Source organism: Caproicibacterium sp. NSD3 (genome assembly GCF_053613275.1).
The window spans coordinates 146,891-168,059 of record NZ_CM132119.1; the positions used below are offsets into that span (position 1 = coordinate 146,891).

At 44.5% G+C, this 21,169-nt stretch carries 18 protein-coding genes and 1 pseudogene; 12 read left to right on the forward strand and 7 right to left on the reverse strand.

Annotated elements, in window-relative coordinates; genetic code table 11:
* Positions 1-10: 10 nt before the first annotated feature.
* Positions 11-1,369: a magnesium transporter gene (gene mgtE, locus ACVS9P_RS00740; protein WP_452103744.1), complete on the reverse strand. Its 1,359-nt coding sequence runs from the start codon at positions 1,367-1,369 to the stop codon at positions 11-13.
* Positions 1,370-1,819: 450 nt separating this feature from the next.
* Between mgtE and aspS the strand changes: the two genes are divergently transcribed.
* The 9 genes and pseudogenes from aspS (at position 1,820) to ACVS9P_RS00785 (ending at position 10,582) form a co-directional block, all read left to right on the forward strand.
* Entirely contained in the window at positions 1,820-3,598 is a 1,779-nt protein-coding gene (aspS, locus tag ACVS9P_RS00745; RefSeq protein WP_452103745.1) for an aspartate--tRNA ligase, read from the forward strand.
* A 62-nt stretch (positions 3,599-3,660) separates the two neighbouring features.
* Positions 3,661-4,317, forward strand: coding sequence for an epoxyqueuosine reductase QueH (locus ACVS9P_RS00750; RefSeq protein WP_452103746.1), 657 nt, complete (start codon positions 3,661-3,663; stop codon positions 4,315-4,317).
* Between the two features lie 42 nt (positions 4,318-4,359).
* Positions 4,360-4,815, forward strand: coding sequence for a winged helix-turn-helix transcriptional regulator (locus tag ACVS9P_RS00755; RefSeq protein ID WP_452103747.1), 456 nt, complete (start codon positions 4,360-4,362; stop codon positions 4,813-4,815).
* A gap of 239 nt (positions 4,816-5,054) precedes the next feature.
* Complete coding sequence (locus ACVS9P_RS00760; protein ID WP_452103748.1) at positions 5,055-7,355, forward strand: anaerobic ribonucleoside triphosphate reductase; 2,301 nt, start codon at positions 5,055-5,057, stop codon at positions 7,353-7,355.
* Positions 7,356-7,443: 88 nt separating this feature from the next.
* A pseudogene (gene nrdD, locus ACVS9P_RS00765) lies at positions 7,444-7,563 on the forward strand (anaerobic ribonucleoside-triphosphate reductase); the annotation flags it as partial.
* Positions 7,550-8,068: an anaerobic ribonucleoside-triphosphate reductase activating protein gene (gene nrdG, locus ACVS9P_RS00770; RefSeq protein ID WP_452103749.1), complete on the forward strand. Its 519-nt coding sequence runs from the start codon at positions 7,550-7,552 to the stop codon at positions 8,066-8,068. The pseudogene nrdD and the gene nrdG, both read left to right, overlap by 14 nt.
* Before the next feature lie 184 nt (positions 8,069-8,252).
* The gene (locus ACVS9P_RS00775) at positions 8,253-8,687 is read left to right on the forward strand and encodes a cell wall hydrolase (protein ID WP_452103750.1); all 435 of its coding nucleotides are present in this window, start codon (positions 8,253-8,255) and stop codon (positions 8,685-8,687) included.
* A gap of 14 nt (positions 8,688-8,701) precedes the next feature.
* Positions 8,702-9,139 carry a hypothetical protein gene (locus tag ACVS9P_RS00780; protein WP_452103751.1) on the forward strand — a complete coding sequence of 146 codons (438 nt, stop codon included), beginning with the start codon at positions 8,702-8,704 and terminating at the stop codon, positions 9,137-9,139.
* Between the two features lie 159 nt (positions 9,140-9,298).
* Entirely contained in the window at positions 9,299-10,582 is a 1,284-nt protein-coding gene (locus tag ACVS9P_RS00785; protein ID WP_452103752.1) for a chloride channel protein, read from the forward strand.
* Between the two features lie 51 nt (positions 10,583-10,633).
* Here the strand turns inward: ACVS9P_RS00785 and ACVS9P_RS00790 are convergent, their stop codons facing one another.
* From ACVS9P_RS00790 to ACVS9P_RS00805, 4 genes are read right to left on the reverse strand one after another with little or no spacing between them, the layout of a single operon-like run.
* The gene (locus ACVS9P_RS00790) at positions 10,634-12,055 is read right to left on the reverse strand and encodes a DUF4340 domain-containing protein (protein WP_452103753.1); all 1,422 of its coding nucleotides are present in this window, start codon (positions 12,053-12,055) and stop codon (positions 10,634-10,636) included.
* Positions 12,056-13,636, reverse strand: coding sequence for a Gldg family protein (locus tag ACVS9P_RS00795; protein WP_452103754.1), 1,581 nt, complete (start codon positions 13,634-13,636; stop codon positions 12,056-12,058).
* 13 nt (positions 13,637-13,649) lie between these two features.
* A complete protein-coding gene (locus ACVS9P_RS00800) occupies positions 13,650-14,354 on the reverse strand; it encodes an ABC transporter permease subunit (protein WP_452103755.1) in 705 nt (234 codons plus the stop codon).
* Positions 14,351-15,367 carry an ATP-binding cassette domain-containing protein gene (locus ACVS9P_RS00805; protein WP_452103756.1) on the reverse strand — a complete coding sequence of 339 codons (1,017 nt, stop codon included), beginning with the start codon at positions 15,365-15,367 and terminating at the stop codon, positions 14,351-14,353. Before ACVS9P_RS00805 ends, ACVS9P_RS00800 begins: the two co-directional genes overlap by 4 nt.
* Positions 15,368-15,566: 199 nt before the next feature.
* On the opposite strand from ACVS9P_RS00805, the gene ACVS9P_RS00810 reads away from it, so the two are divergent.
* The gene (locus ACVS9P_RS00810) at positions 15,567-16,838 is read left to right on the forward strand and encodes a DUF1015 domain-containing protein (RefSeq protein ID WP_452103757.1); all 1,272 of its coding nucleotides are present in this window, start codon (positions 15,567-15,569) and stop codon (positions 16,836-16,838) included.
* Between the two features lie 66 nt (positions 16,839-16,904).
* On the opposite strand, the gene ACVS9P_RS00815 is transcribed toward ACVS9P_RS00810, so the two are convergent.
* Positions 16,905-17,390 carry a hypothetical protein gene (locus tag ACVS9P_RS00815; RefSeq protein WP_452103758.1) on the reverse strand — a complete coding sequence of 162 codons (486 nt, stop codon included), beginning with the start codon at positions 17,388-17,390 and terminating at the stop codon, positions 16,905-16,907.
* Positions 17,391-17,567: 177 nt separating this feature from the next.
* On the opposite strand from ACVS9P_RS00815, the gene ACVS9P_RS00820 reads away from it, so the two are divergent.
* Together ACVS9P_RS00820 and ACVS9P_RS00825 are read left to right on the forward strand one after the other, a co-directional pair.
* A complete protein-coding gene (locus ACVS9P_RS00820; protein ID WP_452103759.1) occupies positions 17,568-19,463 on the forward strand; it encodes a glycine betaine ABC transporter substrate-binding protein in 1,896 nt (631 codons plus the stop codon).
* Positions 19,453-20,676 (forward strand): quaternary amine ABC transporter ATP-binding protein, encoded by a 1,224-nt coding sequence (locus tag ACVS9P_RS00825; protein ID WP_452103760.1) that lies wholly within the window; start codon positions 19,453-19,455, stop codon positions 20,674-20,676. Before ACVS9P_RS00820 ends, ACVS9P_RS00825 begins: the two co-directional genes overlap by 11 nt.
* A 95-nt stretch (positions 20,677-20,771) precedes the next feature.
* On the opposite strand, the gene ACVS9P_RS00830 is transcribed toward ACVS9P_RS00825, so the two are convergent.
* Complete coding sequence (locus ACVS9P_RS00830) at positions 20,772-21,137, reverse strand: metal-dependent transcriptional regulator (protein ID WP_452103761.1); 366 nt, start codon at positions 21,135-21,137, stop codon at positions 20,772-20,774.
* Positions 21,138-21,169 lie beyond the last annotated feature (32 nt).

The window sequence follows — 21,169 nt, forward strand, 5'->3', positions numbered from 1 at the left end:
CAGATGATTTTTACACATGAAGAAGCTGCGCTGCGATAGAGAAATAGATAATCAGGGAAACCGCATCCACAATCGTCGTAATGAGCGGTGCCGCCATCAAAGCGGGGTCCATATGTAGTGCCTTTGCAATCATCGGCAGTACGCCGCCAATGGATTTTGCCATGATAACGGTGCAGATCATGGAAAGGGATATGGTCAGTGCAATTAAGGGCCGATCAGGATAAAGAATGATCAAACGAACAAAGTTTACAGCACTTAAGACGATGCCTACCATAACACTGACTCGAATTTCTTTCCAAAAGACTTTCCAGAAGTCATGCATCTGGATTTCTCCCAGCGCCATACTGCGAATGACGATGGTACTCGACTGGCTGCCGGCATTGCCGCCGGTATCGGTGAGCATCGGAATAAAGGAAACCAAAATCGGCATTGCCGAAAATGAAGCCTCATAGTTATTAAGAATGGATCCGTTGATCATCCCGGAGATCATCAGAATTAAAAGCCATACGATTCGGTTTTTAGCGAGCCGAAAAACGCCGGTCTTGAGATAGGGCGTCTCTTCCGGCGCCATAGCACCCATGACCTGTATATCTTCGGTAGCCTCTTGCTCCATAACGTCCATCGCATCATCAACGGTGATAATGCCGACGAGACGATTTTCTTTATCGACTACCGGCATGGAAAGAAGGTCGTATTTACTAAAATTGTTGGCAATATTTTCTCGATCGTCTGTCGTAGTAGCTTTGATGATATCTTTGTCCATCAGTTCTTCTATCGGACAGTCGTCGTTTGAAAGCAATAAATCTTTTACAGTGACGATTCCCTGCAGGATTCGCTGATCATCAATCACATAGCAGGTATAAATAGTCTCACTATCTTCTCCCGTACGGCGAATTTTGCGGATGGAATCTTTGACTGTCATATTCCGCTGCAGATCCATAAATTCGGCGGTCATAATGCTGCCGGCGGAATTTTCCGGATACTGTAAGAATTTGTTGATCAGCGTGCGGGTATCTTTAGAAGCAACTTTTAAAACACGTTTGACCATGTTGGCCGGCAGTTCTTCGACCATATCCACTGCATCATCAACCGAAAGATCTTCTAAGATTTCGTGCAGCTCCTGGTCGGTAATCGATTCTACTAAATATTGCTGGGTATCCGATTCCAGATTGGAAAAGACTTCGGCCGCTACCTCTTTTGGCAGGGTACGGAATGCAACAATCGATTTTTCGGCCGGCAACTTTTCCAATAGTTCGGCGATATCCACTTCGTTCATATCGTCGAGCAGTTTGCGTACAGCTGCAAAGTTGCGCTGATTTAAAAATTCCAGAAGCTGATTTTTGAGTTCTTCATTGTTGGAATTGTCCATATGGGAGGTCCCTCCTTCGCTTTTTAAGTAAAGAGACAGAGAACCCCAAACAACGAAAAAATAGCCGAACGCAAATCACTTTTTAAAAGTTGCGCACAGCCATAACGAGTCCTTATTTAAAACGAACACCAAAGCCGATGATTCATTAAAAAATCAATCGGGCTAAAATGGTCGTCCATAAAGGAACGTCATCGTCATTTTGGGCGCTTCGGTCATAGATGTCCACTTGGTGCTCCTCCTCTTTTAATTTTTTTTGAATCTCTACATGAACATATTTATTATAACATACAGTCTTTTAAAATGTATACAAAATTTTAAAAAAACAGAGTGGATGAAAGCAGAATTTTGAAAAGTTGATTCCTTTCTGAAGACGGCTGTGCTATAATAAAAAATGATTTAGAAATGCAGGACTTTTAAAAAAAGGCCTGAAATCTTGGAGGTTTATGAACCATGGCAGAATTTATGACAGGCTTAAAACGAAGCTGCTACTGCGGTGAAGTACGCCTGAGTGATGTTGGAAAAAAAATTACGGTTTGCGGCTGGTGTCAGCGTCAGCGCGATCTGGGACAACTGATTTTTATTGATTTAAGAGATCGCACCGGTATTTTACAGCTGGCTTTTGATGAAAGCTGTGACCGAAATGTATTTGAAAAAGCATTTTCCGTGCGTGCAGAATATGTGTTGGCGGCAGTTGGTGTTGTACGAGAGCGGACCAGCAAAAACAAAGAGATTTCTACCGGCGATGTGGAATTAGAAGTGCAGGAGCTGCGTATCTTTTCAAAGAGTGAGACGCCGCCTTTTGCGATCGAAGAAAATTCCAATGTAAAAGAAGATACTCGCCTAAAATATCGTTATTTGGATTTGCGCCGTCCGGATATGCAGAAGAAGATTATCGGCCGTCATCGGATTGTTAAAGTTGCACACGATTATTATGATGAGAACGGCTTTGTTGAGATTGAAACGCCGGACCTGATTAAATCCACACCGGAAGGCGCGAGAGATTATCTGGTTCCTTCCCGGATGTTCCCCGGCAATTTCTTTGCATTGCCGCAGAGTCCGCAGCTTTATAAACAGCTTTTAATGCTTTCAGGATTTGACCGCTATATGCAAATTGCCCGCTGTTTCCGCGATGAAGATCTGCGTGCAGACCGTCAGCCGGAATTTACGCAGATCGACTTTGAGATGAGCTTTGTCAATCAGGAAGATGTCATGGGGATTGCAGAGGGCTTTATCGAGAAAGTTTACCGCGAGATCCTTGGCATCGAAATCCCGCTGCCGCTGCACAGAATGACATGGCAGGAAGGAATGGAGCGTTTTGGCTCCGACAAGCCGGACCTGCGTTTCGGGATGCAACTAACCGATGTGAGTGAGTGTCTGAAAGATACGGAATTTAAAGTATTCTCCGGCGCACTAAAGACCGGAAGTGTCCGCGGAATCAATCTGAAGGGACAGGCACAGGCGCTTTCCCGCAAAGAGATTGATAAGCTGGGCGAATGGGTAAAGTCTTATGGGGCAAAGGGCCTTGCATGGACTCGCCTTGCTGAAAAAGAGACAAGCAGCTTTGAAAAGTTTTTGAAGGCAGAAGAAGTCGAAGCGCTGCGTAAAAAGATGGATGCACAGCCCGGAGATGTACTGTTCTTTGTTGCCGACCCGAAAAACAAAGTTGTCTTTGATACATTGGGTGCTTTGCGCTGTGAACTTGCGCACAGATTTAACCTGATCGATGACAGCAAGCCATGCCTTTTGTGGATTACTGATTTTCCACTCTTTGAGTACAGCGAAGAAGAGGGAAGATTTATGGCAATGCACCATCCGTTTACGATGCCGAATCCAGAGGATCTTGACCGGCTCGAAAGTGATCCCGGCTCGGTGCGCGCATTAGCTTATGATATGGTTTTGAACGGCAATGAAGTTGGTGGTGGTTCTATCAGAATCAATGATTCCGAACTGCAGCGCCGCATGTTTAAAGCGCTTGGATTTACACCGGAAGAAGCACAGCGCCGATTTGGATTCTTGATTGATGCGTTCCGCTATGGAGCGCCCCCGCACGGTGGTATGGCCTTTGGGCTTGACCGCCTTGTGATGCTGATGCTGAACTGCGATTCTATTCGTGACGTGATTGCGTTCCCGAAGGTCGCTTCTTCGGCAGAACTGATGTCGGAAGCACCTACCGAAGTCGATCAAAAGCAACTGAACGAACTTGGAATTCAGATCGCAAAACAAAAATAAAGCCGATTTTTCCGAACCTTTTTGGAGAGAGGCCGGATCATTTCAGAATAGAGGGATTGATTTTGGCACCAAAAGAAAATTATCAGTTGGTTCTGGATCGAACCTTGCAGAACTTAAATGGCAGAAAAAAGCTGCTTCTTCATGGATGCTGTGCTCCCTGCAGCAGTTATGTTCTGGAATATCTCAGCCGCTATTTTGCGATTACGCTTTATTATTATAATCCGAATATTTCTCCAAAAGAGGAGTATGAAAAACGGGTGCGGGAAGTAAAACGTCTATTAAAGGAGATGCCGTTTTCGAGCCCTGTGGAATTTTTAGAAGGCCCTTATGATCCGGAACGCTTTTTTGAAATGGCAAAAGGGATGGAAAATCTTCCGGAGGGCGGCGAACGGTGCCATAAATGTTATCGTCTGCGTTTGCTCCAGGCGGCACAGGTCGCAAAAGAAAACGGATTCGATTATTTTACGACGACCCTTTCGATCAGCCCATATAAAGACGCACAAGCTCTAAATGCAATCGGAAAAGAGCTCAGCGAAAAAATTGGAATTCCTTATCTTTTTAGTGACTTTAAAAAGCGCGGAGGATACAGCCGAAGTATTGCACTTTCGAAGGAATATCATCTTTACCGGCAAAACTATTGTGGCTGTGTCTTTTCTGCAGTGCAGGCAGAGAAAAAAAGAGAAGAAAAAGCAATTTTGCAGAGTTCCCAGTCCGAGTGATTTTAGAAACTTAATGAAGATTATAAGGAGAAGGATCATATTATGAAAAAAGATAAAGAAAAAAAGAAAAAGCGCAGCCGGGAAGAAACGGCTCCTTCTAAATCTTCCAAAGACCTAAAAAAGCAGGCGGTACAGCAGGAAAAGCAACCGGCTGTTTCTCCTAAAGAAGAGGAAAAAGTTTCGGAAACTGCGGATAATGCAGATTCCCTTTTGGCACTGGCCCTTTCAAAAGTCGGAGGAAAGTGGAAGCTTCGCATTCTTTTGGCACTGGAAAGTTCCGCACAAGACGCCTTGCGCTATGGGGAAATCAAAAATACAGTCTCCGGTATTACGGATATGATGCTCAGTCAAAGTCTGCGTGAGTTGACTGCAGATGGGCTAATCGAACGCAGACAATACCAGGAGATTCCGCCAAAGGTTGAGTATCGGCTGAGTCCCTCCGCAAAAGGAGCTCTTCCTGCCGCTCAGCAGATGGCAGAATGGGCAAAAACTTTTTAAAAACAATCCTCATTAAAACCCGCAGGCGCTAATCAAGAGCGTTTGCGGCTTTTTTAATGTGTTAAAAGATCCCGTTTGAATGGGCTTTCTATTAGTTGCTCCCATTTGTAAATAGCACAACATATAGATTTATAAATAAAAACATGTCAATATAAAGTATTCAACCACTTGACTTCCTAAAAAAGCAGTGCTAAAATACAAACTAGTACAGATGAAATAGGAGAGGAGATTTTCGGGAAATGGTCAAGGAAATTATTAAGAGGAATGGGACCAAAGTAGCTTTTAATGCGGATAAAATCCGTACGGCAATCAAAAAAGCGAATGATACAGTGCCATCAGAAACAATGACTTCCAAGGCATTGGATGCATTAACTGCTTCGGTACTCAATTCGCTTTCTGAAAAAGGAATACCAAGTGTAGAAAAAATTCAGGATTTAGTAGAGGAAAAGTTAATCAAGGCAGATTATGCGCAAACGGCAAAAGCATACATCCTTTATCGGGCGGAGCACACAAAGATTCGTCAGGCTGAAGGGGATTTGATGAATATTTATCGGCAGCTGACTTTTCAGGATGCGAAAGATGCGGATATCAAGCGTGAAAACGCGAATATCGATGCAGATACAGCCATGGGGACAATGCTTAAATACGGCAGTGAGGGCAGTAAATACTTTGTCAATAATTATATTTTGCCAAAAGATATCGCTGCAGCACATATGAATGGGGACATTCATATCCACGATGAAGATTTCTATATGCTGACCGAGACCTGCTGCCAGATCGATCTTCTGAAGCTTTTTAAGAACGGATTTTGCACCGGACACGGCAATCTGCGGGAGCCGAACGATATTCGTTCCTATGCGGCACTTGCCTGCATTGCGATTCAGGCAAACCAGAACGAGATGCACGGTGGACAATCTGTTCCGAATTTTGATTATTCAATGGCGCCTGGTGTTGCTAAAACATACCGAAAATCTTATTTCTATGCGTTGAAAGATTATTTTGAAATTGCTTTTGGGATGAATCAGCAGGATGCGCAGCTCCTTGTTGAAGATTTGAAAAAGAATCTTACGGGAACGATTTCTATGAGCAACGAAGAAAAAATGGAGAAAGCACTTTGTGATTATTTGCCGCGCCATCAGGAAGAGAATGGATTCCAGAAAATTTCTGAGGAGGAAGCCAAAAAAGCAAACGCTTTTGCAGCAAAATCCGCGTTGTCTGATACGGATCGGGCGACTTATCAGGCGATGGAAGCATTGATCCATAACCTCAATACCATGAATTCCCGTGCGGGTGCACAGGTACCGTTCTCCAGCCTGAATTACGGAACAGATATAAGTCCCGAAGGACGGATGGTCATGAAAAATTTGCTCAAAGCAACTGAGGCGGGACTTGGCGCCGGTGAGACTCCGATTTTTCCAGTGCAGATTTTTAAGGTAAAAGACGGTGTCAATTATTCCAAAGGCGACCCCAATTACGATCTTTTCCGGGAATCAATGAAATGCAGTGCAAAGCGCCTGTTCCCCAATTTCAGTTTTCTGGATGCTCCTTTTAACCTTCAGTATTACGATGGAAGCTATGACAGCGAAGTGGCTTATATGGGCTGCCGTACCCGTGTGATGGGAAATGTGCATGACCGCACAAAGGAAGTCACCTGCGGAAGAGGAAACCTAAGCTTTACCAGTATCAATCTGCCGAGAATCGGAATTGAATCAAAGGGCAGCGAAAAGAAGTTCTTTGAGATTTTGGATCAGCGGATTGATCTCGTGATTCGCCAGCTGCTGCACCGCTTTCAAATTCAGTGCAGCAAAAAAGTTTACCATTATCCGTTCCTGATGGGACAGGGACTTTGGCTGGATTCCGAAAAGCTTGGCCCTGAGGATAGTGTTGCGGAAGTTTTAAAGCATGGAACACTTTCGATAGGCTTTATTGGGCTGGCAGAAGCGTTGGTCGCTCTTACCGGAAAACATCACGGAGAGAGTGCGGAGAGCCAGAAGATGGGACTAAAGATTATTTCCCATATGAGGCAGCGCATGGATGAGGAAAGCGAGAAAACGCATCTGAATTTTACACTTCTTGCAACGCCGGCCGAGGGACTTTCCGGAAGATTTGTGAAGATTGATAAGGTGAAATACGGAGTGATTCCGGGCGTTACCGATCGGGAATATTATACCAACAGTTTTCATGTGCCGGTTTATTATCCGATCAGCGCTTTTAAAAAGATTCAAACCGAGGCCCCCTATCATGCGATGACGAATGCGGGACATATCTCTTATGTTGAACTGGACGGCGATACTTGCAAGAATCTGGATGCTTTTGAATCGGTGATTCGCTGCATGAAGGAATCGGGAGTCGGTTATGGCAGCGTCAATCACCCTGTAGACCGCGACCCAATTTGCGGGTATAATGGTGTCATTGATAATGTTTGTCCGCGCTGTGGCCGCCGTGAAGGAGAGCCGGTCAGTGTCGAACGTCTTAAGGAACTGCGCAAGAAATATCCGGATATGCCGATTATTCCGGGCTGCGGCTGCGATGGACGTTAATAGACCAAATAATTAAATTTTTATATTTTTAAAGGAGGAAATTACGATGACTGGAACAACACAAACAGAAGCAGTCAAAGAAGTAGGAGAGGGCGTTGGATTTGAGCGGATTCGCAGGATTACGGGATATCTTGTGGGAACGCTTGACCGTTGGAACGATGCAAAACTTGCAGAAGAGCGTGATCGAGTAAAGCATGGACTCAAATAATCTGATTCGCTTAGCTGGTGTAGAACCGGAATCGATTGTAGATGGGCGAGGATTTCGCTATGTGATTTTTGTGCAGGGGTGTCCTCACCACTGTCCCGGCTGCCATAATCCACAGACTCATTCGTTTGAGGGCGGTACTCTGGAGTCTCCTGAAAGATTCCTCAGTGAGATGAAGGAAAATCCGCTGCTGCGGGGCGTTACTTTTTCCGGCGGAGAACCATTTTGTCAGGCAGAGGCACTTTCTTATTTGGCCAAAAAGATCAAAGAGGAGACGAATCTTGACCTGACCGTCTTTTCCGGCTGGACTTATGAAGAGCTGTTAGCCAAAAAAGATTACTGGACGGATCAGCTGCTTGCTCTTTCAGATTATCTGATTGATGGCCCCTTTATTAAGGAACAGATGGATCTTTCCCTGCAGTTTCGCGGCAGCAGCAATCAGCGAGTGATCGATTTAAATGCGACTAGAAAAGCAGGCTGTGTAGTACTTGACAATTTAGATGAATAGAAAACGGTTGCAAAAAACTTTTTTCTATTAGAAGCGGTGCAGTGAAAGCTGCACCGCTTTTTTGTGTGATGAAAATGGCTGTATGAAAGGGACTTTTTTATTGGTTGATGTTGTTGGGACACGCATAGAGAGGGAAAGAATTCGCATAAGAATAAAAGGAGCTTTTTGAAAGGGGGAAAAGTGAATGGCATTTTCCGATCGGGAAATTTTGGCACGAATCATTGAGTGCGAAGCCGGCGGTGAAGGAGAAACCGGGATGAAAGCGGTTGCTTGTATCGTAATGAACCGGGTGCAAATCACCTATGGAGAATATGCAAGCTTACATACGATTCGGGCAGTAGTTTATGAAAAAGGACAATTTGTCTGTGTGCGCGAAACCCTTTACGGGGCGCAGAATCTGCAAAATATTTATAATATGCGTCCAACCGGTGTCCATTATAATATTGCGGATTGGGCAATTGCAGGAAACCGATTGAATAGTCTTGGATTTGCGCTGTGGTATTTTAATCCATATAGTCCGGTCTGTAAGGCCAACTTCCCCTCAAATGTTGGAAGATTTGCAATCCGTATCGGCAATCATTGCTTTTATAATCCGACACCTGTTTATGCAACAACCTAAAGGAGGCACTCTCTATGGCTAATACGACAAATAATAACCAGTCTAGCCAAGTCGCCGGCAGCAGCCGTCAGAAACAAGTAGAACAATATGATTGGCATCAAGGCTCCAGCGAAAGTATAAAGGAATTGCTCCAAAATAACCGATTTTATCTGCCGCCCAATGAAAAATTTGACTCGGAAGAGATGCGCGGGACGTTGCAAAAGACACTTTCTGAAAACATCGGGGAATACATCGTTGGCGAGTTTTTGATTGGAACCGATCTAATTATGCGTAAGCAGGGAGTGCTTGTTCATGTAGGCCGTACTTTTATCACCATTTATGATGATCAGTCCGATTTCTTTATCACCTGCGATATTTTCTCTATCAAGTTTGTTTATTTCTATCAGCCCGGAAAACGCCCTCAGCACAATTTTAATCATCTACGAGATAATCAACAACGTAGGTTAATTTAAATTTTATTTGTATAAAAAAGGCGGAATCTTTTGTTTTAAAAAGATTCCGCCTTTTTTTATCAGAAAATGCCAAATGAAAAGGATCTATGTGGAATACTTGTTTTTTAAGAGAGGCTACTCTATAATAAATTTAGAACTTATTAAAGGGGATGCGAGTTTTTGCAGATTAGCGAGGAGCATAAAGAACATCTGAAAAAAAAGGTTCATCAGATCAAAGAATATTTGACCATCTTTTTTCGTTGGGTATTTTTAAGTGCGATTATTGGAGTGGTAATTGGCGGTTTAGTCGGAACCCTTTTTTACTATGCACTCAAATGGTGTACAAATACAAGAACCGCGCATGAATGGCTGCTGTATTTTTTGCCGGTTGGCGGTCTTCTGATCGTTTGGCTGTATCGTTCCTGTGGAATTAAAAAAAGCCGCGGTACGAATTTGGTTCTGCTGGCGATTCGGGCAAAAGAACCATTGCCTGCTAAAATGGCATCGCTGATTTTTATTTCGACCTGTATCACCCACTTATTTGGCGGTTCTGCCGGAAGAGAAGGCGCTGCCCTGCAAATTGGCGGCAGCTTAGGTTATCGACTGGGGCGCCTGATGAAGTTGGACGAGGATGCGCTGCATGTGGTAACCATGTGCGGGATGGGCTCTGTGTTTGCGGCGTTGTTTGGGATGCCGGTCGTTGCGGCTGTTTTTGCGCTGGAAGTGACCAGCGTTGGCGTGATGTATTATTCGGCTTTGGTTCCGGTTTGTATTTCCTGCTTGCTGGCGTCTGGAATTGCAGAGAGCTTTGGTGCGATTCCGACTCATTTTGTACTGAATGCGTCAGAGCATGGGATAAGTTTGCTTCCGGCGTTGCAGATTGCGGTCCTTGCAGGACTTTGTGCTTTGGTTGCAATCATATTTTGCAGAACGCTTCGTCTCTTTGGAAAGCTTTATCAGCGCTTTTTTCCAAACCCGTATATCCGAGTAGCAGTCGGAGGAGTTCTTGTCATTTTGGTGACGCTTTTGACGGGCGTGCATGACTATGAGGGAGCCGGCGGCGATATTATTGAGCGTGCGATCGGCGGTGAGGTCAGACCGGAAGCGTTTCTATTAAAAATTATTCTGACAGGGCTCACCTTAGGTGCAGGATTTAAAGGCGGCGAAATTGTGCCAAGTTTTTATATTGGTGCAACCTTCGGATGCTGGATGGGCGGCCTTTTAGGGATTGATCCAGGAATTGGTGCGGCAGTCGGTCTGGTTTGCCTATTTTGCGGCGTAGTCAACTGCCCAATTACAGCTTTGTTTTTAAGCTGTTCTCTTTTTGGATATGATACCGCACCGTATTTCTTCCTTGCGTGTGCAATTTCGTACATGCTGTCCGGCTATACCGGACTTTATTCCGAACAGACTATTCTGTATGGAAAATTTCGTGCAAAGTTTATCAACAAAAAAACAGAATAAAAAAAGACATTCTCCTATTGATTACAGCTGGGAGAGTGTCTTTTTTATTTTTTATTTGCAGGAGGTAAGCGCTTCGATTACAGGGGTAAAATCAGAACGGTCTAAGTTTCCAAAAACAGTGCCGTTTATTGCAATTGTTTCCTGTAGATCGGAAGCTTTATAAAAAGTATAAATGGTTTTGCTGCCGTCATATCCGGTTAGCGTGAAAGTCCATTCCGGCGTCCCAGAAACAGCGGATCCTTCATCAGTAATTTTCAGATTCTGAAAACTGCTCCAGAAAGAAAGATAATTGTCACTGCTCGAAAGTGTGGTTCCATTTAAAGAATAGGTGTACTTATAAGTGGAATTATCTTCCGTAGAGCTGTTTTCATCAATTTCACGGTTTGCAGAGAAATGATAGACAGAGCCGTTTCCTTCCGCTTTTAAAGAAGCGGTGTCTTCTCGTTTTTGAGAAATTGGATTTAGTTGCCGATAGGTCAAAGCAGAAGCGTTAATCCAAGAAGCTCCACTAGCAGAAAGCTGATAGATAACCGGTCGGTCGTCCATCATCAAAGCATAGCGGCTGTCGGCGAGATTCCCGATTTTGAAGGTGTGACTTTCGCCGTTAATTGTAAAGGAAACAACGGAGGAAGGGGAATCAAGGCCATAGCTTTTCAGCTGATCTTTTGTGGGATTCATTAAGGTAACGCTGACAGCAGAAGTGTCGCCTAGTTGATTGCCGAGTGCGGCGATTTTATCGTGATCGCCCGGCTGCCCATTCACAGTGTAACCATCCCCAGAGGAAGTAGGCAAAATTTCAATCGTGCTGTTCTTGTTTTTAAGACTTAGCTTTTGGACGGAGACGGAACTTGATGAAGAAGTAAGATTTGTAAGCTGTTTTGAAAGGAAGATCGATTTATCCCCAAGGATGGCATCTTCGATTCCGGCAATGTAAATTGTATCACTGCCCTCAAGCTGTACATATCGACTGGATTCCGAAAGCGGAGGCTGTCCGCCAATCAGAAGGGTGGCGGTCGATCCGTCCTCATAAGTCATTTTCATGGTTGCCTGCGGATTTTCCAGACCAAATCCGGAAGTGCCAGAAGAGCCGGAAGAGATATCGATTGCTTTAGAGGCGGAGAGCGCACAGCCGTTTTGTGCCGCTGCTTTTACAGCGGTAGAATCAAGATCATAACCAGAGAGCTCTTTGATTGTAAAGACAGGATCGGTGCTGCCCCCGGAAGACGAGGACTGTGCTGCTTCGGTTGCTGATTCGTCACGGACTAACGTATAGCTGCCGTTGGAATTTTGTACTTCTATCTGCGTTAGATTGGTGAGTCCTTGATTCAAAAGCGAAATCTCGGTTGTGGAAACAGAGGAGGAAGCAGAACTGCCCGAACTGTTCCCTGAAAAATTCAGAGCGGCAATTACAGCAATCAAAATCACCGCCCAAATTCCCAGAATCACAAATTTGTTTTTGGGGGAAGGTTTCACTTATAGACGCCTCCTCTTGCGGTAAATCACAATTCCGGCGACTGCAAAGCACATTGGGATCAGGAAGGTAAAGACACCGACTCCCAAGAAATTAATTGCACCGGTAGGAATCGAAATATCCAAGGTGTTCGTTTGCACAGATTTTGTGGGGATCGTGCCGCTGTCATTGCTGCCGGTCATGTAGCGGGCAAGATCAGCGGTCCAGGTCGAATTATTAAAGGTACTGGAGTTGACAATTCCATCCACAAAGAAGGGCGAACTGCCCAGAGCTACCACATTTGCGTGATAATCGTTTCCATTGGAAGAAACGGTGCTCTGCGCGAGAACGGCAATATCGAATGCCTGCTGATTGTTTTTCTCTTCACCGGTTGCCTGTTGATCCATACTCAGCGCATAACAGGTAGATGAAGTTTTCAATAGAGAATACGTTTTGATTCCATTTTGTTCGGAGAAAAGCAGATTAAAAGGAACGCTTGCAGGAGCAATCAAAAGGTTGTAGGAATGGTTGCTGTTAAGTGCTACACTGCTTTGCGCTTGTGCCAGAAGATAGGTCGGATCCTGACTCAAATATTTTTGCGAATTGCTTTCGGCAACATAGTTGCGCTGCGGCTCAATGCCCCATTCTTTCAGGAGAGCCGTCAGATTCGGCATCGCGGATTGATTGGGGTAGAATGTCACCGCAAGGCCGCGGTCGACAGCACGGGAAGAATCTTTCAGATAAGATTCCAGCTTCTCGACTTCATCCGCCGTCAGATCATTTGAAGGGGTAGCAAGAATAATTAATTGAGTATTATCTGGAATGGCATCTGTTAAAAGGCTAAAAGATTTTGTTTCAAAATTGCTGCCGGCAAGGATCTTTCCCATTGCGGTAGTGTCCAGCTGCTCCTGGTGGCCTGTATCAAAGGCAACAATGGGAAGAGTATTCGCGTTTACGTTGTTGATTGCACTTGCTAATGTGGAATCAACCAGAGAATAAATGGCGGTAGAACCGGTGTAGTCAGAGCTGATGTTAAATAAGTCGGTATAAGCGATATGACGATATCGGCTGGGGGTTTTGATGATGATGTCTCCAGCGGAAAGCTTTTCGCTGGAATATCCGGAAGCAAAACTGGGGTCGGTGTCGAGATCTTTATACGAAATCTTGATATTGGGATTCATCTCAGCCATCTTGGCGCAGAGATTTGCAACTTGGCTGTACTTGATGCCATAGTTTGAGAGAATCTGGTCGCCTTTTACCTGAGCTTCTGAAGCCAGAATATAAATATCGGTCTCCTGAGAAACGTTTTTCACCACATCTTTTGTGGTGTCGCTTAGAGAATTGAGCCCGCCTGTTGTCATATCTAAATTGAGGCTGGGATACTTTTGAACAAGCATGCTGACAAAAACATTCACCAATACCAAAACGATAAGAAGTCCCGCGGTAAATACATTGGCGGCGGTGCCGTGGCGGAATTTCGGAGAGCGCAAAGTCTCTTTTAAAGGCTTGTGAAAGGCCTTCTTTTGAGCCTTGACCGCTTCTTTTTTCGCTTTTTTAGCTGCCTTTTGAACAGCTTTTTCCTGAGGATCTTTTGTACTTTTCATCGAGTACACCTCCTTAGTTCCAGCGGCGGCCTTCGAGACGACGTGCCGTCAGGAAGAGAAAAGCCGCAGCGACCGACAGGAAAAAGACCAGTGAAGAGAGGTCAAAGACGCCGGAAGTAAATGTTTTATAGCGGGTATTAAAGGAAATCCAGTTGATAATCTGAGTAACGACCGGATTGCTGACAATCGAACCAATTTGATCGATTACCATTAAAAAGACTGCAATCCCCATCGAACTGATGGCGGCAACAATCTGATTTTCGGTCAGCGAAGAGAAAAACATACTGATAGCAATCATGGCGGCGCCATAGAAAAGGGTGCCAAGAACGTTACCAAAGATAATTGCCCAGTTAGGCGATGAAAAAATACCGATTACGAACGCGGGAATCAGAGACCCCACTAGAGAAACGGCAAACACCAATAATGCTGCCAAAAATTTTCCGAAAGCGATTGCATAGGTGCCGACCGGTGCTGTTAAGAGTGCCTGATCGGTTTTATTTTTTCGCTCTTCACTAAAACTCCGCATCGTAATGATCGGAATGACCAGCATGTTAAAAAGAAACATGGAGCTGTATACACTGGAGATATAAGTAGAAGTCTGCAAAAGCAGGACGTTGTAATAGAAAAATCCATAGAGCGCCAACAAAACGCCGATACAGACATAGGCAATCGGAGAATGAAAATAGGAATTGAGTTCCCTTTTAAAAATCGCTTTCATTCTTGATCACTCCCTTCTTTAGAGTCGGCAGAAGCATCCGCAGAAGATACAGATGGAGAATCATTTTTGGGCAGCAGATGCCCATCATCATACTCACCGCTTGTCAGGCGCAAAAAGACTTGCTCCAGACTCTGTTCATGAGAATGAAGCTCCAAAATAGGCCAGTCCTGCTCTTTGCAGAGAGAAAAAATTTCTCTGCGGGCGTCCTCTTTTTCGTCGATCGAGAAAAGGCAAGTGCCGTTTTCCCGACGTTCGGAGCAGACCGCTACCTTTATGGAAGGCAGCTTTCGTAAAGCGGAGAGCGCTTCGTCACGCGGCGCTTGTAGAATCAGCTGTAAATGGGGCTCTTCCATATTTTCACAAAGTGATTCCGGATTTCCGTCAGCGACGAGGCGCCCGTGATTGATGACGAGAATCCGAGAGCAGGTCGCTTCAATTTCCGGGAGAATATGGGAAGAAAGCAATACGGTGTGTTCTTTTCCAAGCTCTTTAATGAAATTTCGAATCTCAATAATTTGCTTTGGGTCAAGCCCGACGGTGGGTTCGTCCAGAATTAAGAGAGGAGGGTCACCAAGCAGTGCTTGTGCAAGCCCTACCCGCTGACGATATCCTTTGGAAAGGTTGGCAATCAGCCGGGAGGAGACATCCGAGATACCCGACTCTTTGCAGATTTTTTCAATATGTTCTTCTTTTGGCATGCGAATCTTTTTGAGGTCAAAGATAAAGCTGAGATATTCGCGCACGGTCATATCCATATAGAGCGGGGGCATTTCCGGTAGATATCCAATCAGCGATTTTGCCTGGTTGGGTTCGTCCAGAATATTGTGGCCCCCGATAAGGACTGTCCCGTCGGTTGCAGAAAGGTATCCGGTCAAAATATTCATGGTGGTGGATTTTCCTGCACCATTTGGACCTAAAAAGCCGACGACACCGCTGCCTTCCACTGAAAAGGTGATATCGTCGAGGGCCGTAAAAAGGCCGTATCGTTTGGAAAGGTGACTGACGTTAATCAATCTGGAATTCACTCCTTTTTGATGTGGAGAAGCTTTATAAAAGTTTCGGACACAGATTAATTTCTATTATAAAAATACTATCTGAACATTACGTGAAGATTCCGTGATTCCTAAAGTTGGGTTTTGCTTGACGGAAACAGTGTCACCGTTTAAAATAGAGTATATAAAAGTTCAAAAAACAGTAGGAGGGTTACAGTGTATGGCAATTATCAAACCATTTCGAGCACTTCGCTATACAGATAAGGCAGGAGAAATTGCGGAATTAACCTGTCCACCTTATGATATCATCAGTGAAGAGCAGCGAAAAGCCTATCTTGACGAAAATCCAAAAAATGTGATTCGTCTGGAACTGCCCAAAGGCGAAGATCCTTATGGAGAGGCCGGACGTACGCTTGATACCTGGCTCAAAGACGGCATCCTCCGCGAGGATACTCAGCCGGGAATTTATATTTATGAGGAAGAGTTTAAAGCTTACGGCGAAACAAAGAAAATTAAGGGCCTGATCTGTCGGGTTAAACTGATTGAATTTGATAAAGGCGTTATTTTGCCGCATGAGGAGACGCTCAGCAAGGCAAAAGAGGATCGCTTTCATCTGATGAAAGCAACGCACTGTAATTTTAGCCAAATTTATTCGCTTTATATGGATGAACAGCACAAAACAAAAGCCAGGATCGATGCGCTTTCTAAGGATACGCCGCGGTATGAATTTTCTGATGGAAACGTGACACATCGGATGTGGATTGTGAATGACCCGGTGGCAATCGAGGCAATCTGCGATGATTTTTCTATGAGAAAACTTTATATTGCAGATGGTCATCACCGCTATGAGACAGCGCTCAATTTCCGCAACTGGTGCCGGGAACAGGGTGTGATTTCACCGGAACCGGATTATTGCATGATGATGCTGGTAGATATGGAGAATGAAGGGCTGGTCGTCTTCCCAACCCATCGTTTGATCCATGGCCTTCCGAAATTTGATGAGAAAAAGCTCCTGAAGGACTGTGAGCAGGAATTTCGGGTGACCTCTTATGAGGGGACCGACAAGATTCAGTCAGCGTTAAACGAATGCTATCAGAAGGGCGAAAAAGCGTTTGCTTGTTACTGCGGCGGCGAAAGCTGGAATCTGCTTGTTTTAAAAGACCCTGCCGTGATGAAAACTTATCTGCCGGAAAAATCCAAGGCAAGTCAGGAACTCGATGTTGCAGTGCTCCATACGATGATCCTTGAAAAGTATCTTGGAATTGACAAGGAAAATATGGCAAAGCAGATCAATCTGTCTTATACCCGTGATCTGGATGAAGCGCTTGAAAGCGTGCGGCAGAAAAAGAGTCAGTGTGCGTTTTTGATGAATCCTACCCGTGTAACGGAGATTCGTGACGTAGCGGCTGCCGGAGAAAAAATGCCCCAAAAATCCACTTATTTTTATCCGAAGCTGATTACCGGCCTTGCGATGAACAAGATGAATTTTTAATCATGAAAAAGTAAAAAACCTTAGAAAAGCGTGTGTCGGTTTTGGCACACGCTTTTTTTTACTTTTTTAGTCTTTGTCAGATGATTTTGAAGTCTTTTCCCAGTAGTCCGACATGGTGAAGCCGGAAACTTCGGTGACCTCTCGCCCTAAAAATTCAGGCGGAATAAATGCGTTTGCCTCCTCTTTTGAAGAAAATTCTACTTCTGCGTAGCAGAAAGAAGTTGGCTTTCCAGAATCGACCACGCTGTATTCCAGCCTTTTTCCTTGAGACAGCGCATAGACGGTGTAATCTTTTCTTACCATTTCGCGCGAAAGGAGTTCACAAAGCTCGGTAAACTGCTGCTTTGTAAGATCAGTTTCCACTTCGGTGCGGCACAAAGTGCCCTTGCCTTTAATGCAAAGCCGAAAGGTAGGGGCGTTATTCGCAACTTGTTTTTTTCGAATGCGGACAGTCGGCTTTGTGCAAAGATAGCCCTGATAAATAACTGCTTGTTCTAAAATCGGAAGTCCCTGAGGCTTTTGTTCCATTAAAAATTTTCGCTCAATTTCCATTTTTGACCTCTTCCTTTCGATAAACTGATTATACGCGTCTTCTCAAAAAGGTACAAGATTGTTTTAAAACTTCTAATTTTGAACAATTTTTAAATAAAGATGGAAAACAATATTCAGACAAAAATTTATGGTATAATTAAACAATATTATTTAATTTTTTTAAAAGGAGGAGAAAAAATGAAGAGAGTGCTGTCGGTACTGTTGACTGCTATTTTGGCGGTGGGAATTTGTGTGCAATTTACTGGATGCGGTAATTCCTCCAGCAGCAAGGGAGAAATTAAATTTGCAGATGTTGGCTGGGACAGTGTCCGTTTTAACGATGCGGTCGCGGGTTTGATTGCGCAGTCCGGGTATGGATATACATGGTCGGAAACTTCCGGTTCTACACCGATTATGCATGAGGCACTCACAAAAGGTGAGATTGATGTGAACATGGAAGAGTGGACCGATAATATTCAAAGCTATGCGACTGATTTAAAAGCCGGTCTCTTGCAGGAGATGGGAACAAATTTTGATGATAATATTCAGGGGTTCTATGTGCCGCGCTATGTGATCGAGGGCGACGCCTCGCGCGGGATTGAACCTATGGCGCCGGATTTAAAAACGGTGCAGGACCTCAAGAAGTATGCGAGCCTTTTTAAAGACCCCGAAGACCCTTCTAAGGGCAGAATTTATGGGGCAATTCCCGGGTGGGAAGTAAATGAGATCATGAAGAAAAAGGTTTCATTTAATGGACTTGATTCTACGTATAATTATTTTCAGCCCGGTTCGGATTCGGCGCTTTCGGCAGCATTTACTTCTGCTTACCAGAAGGGAGAGCCCATTGTCGGCTATTATTGGAGTCCCACATGGCTTTTGGGAAAGCTTGATATGGTGCTTTTGGGGGATGTTCCCTATACAGATGCTGCGAGCTATAAAGAAGGACGTACCGCCTGCCCATCCGTTGATGTAACGATTGCCACAAGCAATTCGTTTGCAAATAACCCAAACAATGCAGACTACTGTTCCTTCTTAAAACGTTACCGTACTTCAAGCGCACTGATTAACGAGGCGCTTGCTCATATGCAGGACAACCCTGGCGTCAGTTATACTGATACTGCTAAATGGTTTTTAACGGAGCATCAGAATTTGATTGACCAATGGGTACAGGATCCAGACAAAGCGGAAGAGGTAAAGGCTTCACTGGGACTGGCAGAGAAAAAGAAAAATTATTTCTTGGAATTTCCATTTCAGCTTCCGATCGATGTTAACTCTTTTGACACTTCGGTCAAATCATTTGCATCGTCGAGTGCTGGTTTCTTTAATGCACAGAAGAACGGAATTAACAGCTTGATTTCTGCCATTTCCGGAATTCTTTCGATTATTCCATGGTGGCTGATGCTGGCCTTGGTATTTGTCGCCGGCTGGAAAATGAACCATAAGATTCGTACCGGTATTTTATATGCAGTCTTGCTCTCAGTGATTGGCATGATCGGATTGTGGGATATGATGTATGAGACGCTTTCCATTGTAATCGCTTCTGTACTCATTTCACTTTTGCTGGGGCTGCCGATCGGAGTTTTAATTTCGGGCAGCGACCGTGCCAATCGAATTGTTCGGCCAATTCTGGATACGATGCAGACCATGCCGGTCTTCGTTTATTTGATTCCGGCGGTCCTGTTCTTTGGATTGGGAAAAGCGCCGGCAGTTATTGCAACCTTGGTTTATGCGATTGTGCCGGTCATTAGACTGACTAGCCACGGAATCCGACAGGTTGATCCCGAAGTGGTGGAGGCAGCAAGATCGTTTGGCTCTACCCGGATGCAGACTTTGTGGAAAGTGCAGATCCCGCAGGCAATGCCAACCATTTTAACCGGTGTCAACCAGACACTTATGATGGCGATGTCCATGGTGGTCACCTGTTCGATGATCGGGGCTTCCGGACTCGGAATGGAAGTTTTGATCAGTGTCAACCGGATTGAGATTGGACGTGGCTTGCTGGCAGGCAGTGCGGTTGTTATCATTGCAATCTTGATGGATCGTATGACGCAGGGAATGCTCAAGAAAGGGGAGAAAAAAACAGATGGCCAATAATTTAGAGTTTTTGGAAAACCATATGGAAGAATCTCAAAACCAAGAAAACATGCTTCGGGTTAGCCATCTGACGAAACTCTATGGAGCAAATAAGCAGGAAGCTGCCAAAATGGCGGAGGCTGGCGTCGGAAAAGATGAAATCTTTGAAAAGACTGGCGTGACGCTGGCTTTGTGGGATGTTAGTTTTTCGGTCAAAAAGAACAGCATTTTTGTCATTATCGGCCTCTCCGGGTCCGGAAAATCCACACTGGTCAGAACGCTCAATATGCTTCATAAGCCTACTTCCGGTGAAGTGATTTTTGAAGACAGTAAAATCGATCAGTTTGGGAAAAATGATTTGCTTCGTTATCGTCGGGATAAAATTTCAATGGTGTTTCAAAATTTTGGACTGATGTCACACCGGGATGTGATGGGAAACGTTGCCTATGGATTGGAAGTGAAAGGGGTTCCTCGGATAGAGAGAGAACGCAAGGCTGCCGAAATGATCGAGATGGTCGGATTAAAGGGGCTGGAGCATTCCTCTATCAATGATCTTTCGGGCGGCATGAAGCAGCGTGTTGGAATTGCCCGTGCGCTAGCGAATGACCCGGAAGTCCTTTTAATGGACGAACCGTTTTCCGCTTTGGACCCATTGGTTCGAAAAGATATGCAGTTTGAGCTTTTATCAATTCAGCGCAAACTCAAAAAGACGGTCATTTTTATCACGCACGATATCAATGAAGCGTTTAAACTTGGAGATCAGATCGCGATTATGCGCGATGGCCGGTTGATTCAGATTGGAACACCGGAGGAAATGAGCGCTCATCCGGCAGATGACTATGTTCGCCAATTTATTGGCAGTGCCGATAAGACAAAAGTCCTTACGGTAAAGCATATCATGATAACTCCCTCCTGCGTTGTGCGGCTGAAAGACAGCCCGCAGTTTGCAATTCAGGAAATGAAAAGGAACGGAACTTCTACTGCGTATGTGGTTGATCATGAAATTAAATTGCAGGGAATTGTTAATATCGAGGGTGCAGTCAGAAGCATTCGAGAGAGTCTTTCTCTTGCAGAGGTACAGCTTCATGATGTAGAGACGACAACACCGGATACTTTGATTAGCGATATTATGCCGGTAGCTGCTAAGGCAAAATATCCGCTTGCCGTTTTAGGAGAGGATGGCAGACTTTTGGGAATTGTAACAAAGGCTTCCGTACTTTCTTCGATGCTGTAAAAGAAAATAAACAAATCCCCCAATCGTAGAAAAATAAAACTACGGTTGGGGGATTTGTGATGTTAAAAAGAAATATGCAAAAATTTAGTGACTCTTTATTTTTGCGAAAAATGTTCTCGCAGACGTGCAAAGGTTTCTTCACTGATATCATGTTCAATTCGGCAGGCATCGGCTGCAGCAACATCGGGAGTTACATCGATGGAGATCAAAAAATTAGTTAAAAAACGATGCCGCGCATAAATATTATCTGCAATTTTTTCACCGGAGCTGGTCAGGGTAATCTGTCCGTCTTCTGCCATTGTCAAGTGCCCCGCTTTTCGAAGAACTGAAACCGCTCTACAGACGCTTGGCTTCGAAAAATTCATCTCTCGTGCAATATCGACAGAATGAACATTTCCGGTACGTTCCTGAAGGATCAGAATGGTTTCCAGATAGTTTTCTCCGGATTCCTGAATTTTCATCTGTACTCCCACCTTTTTATAAAATTTTTATA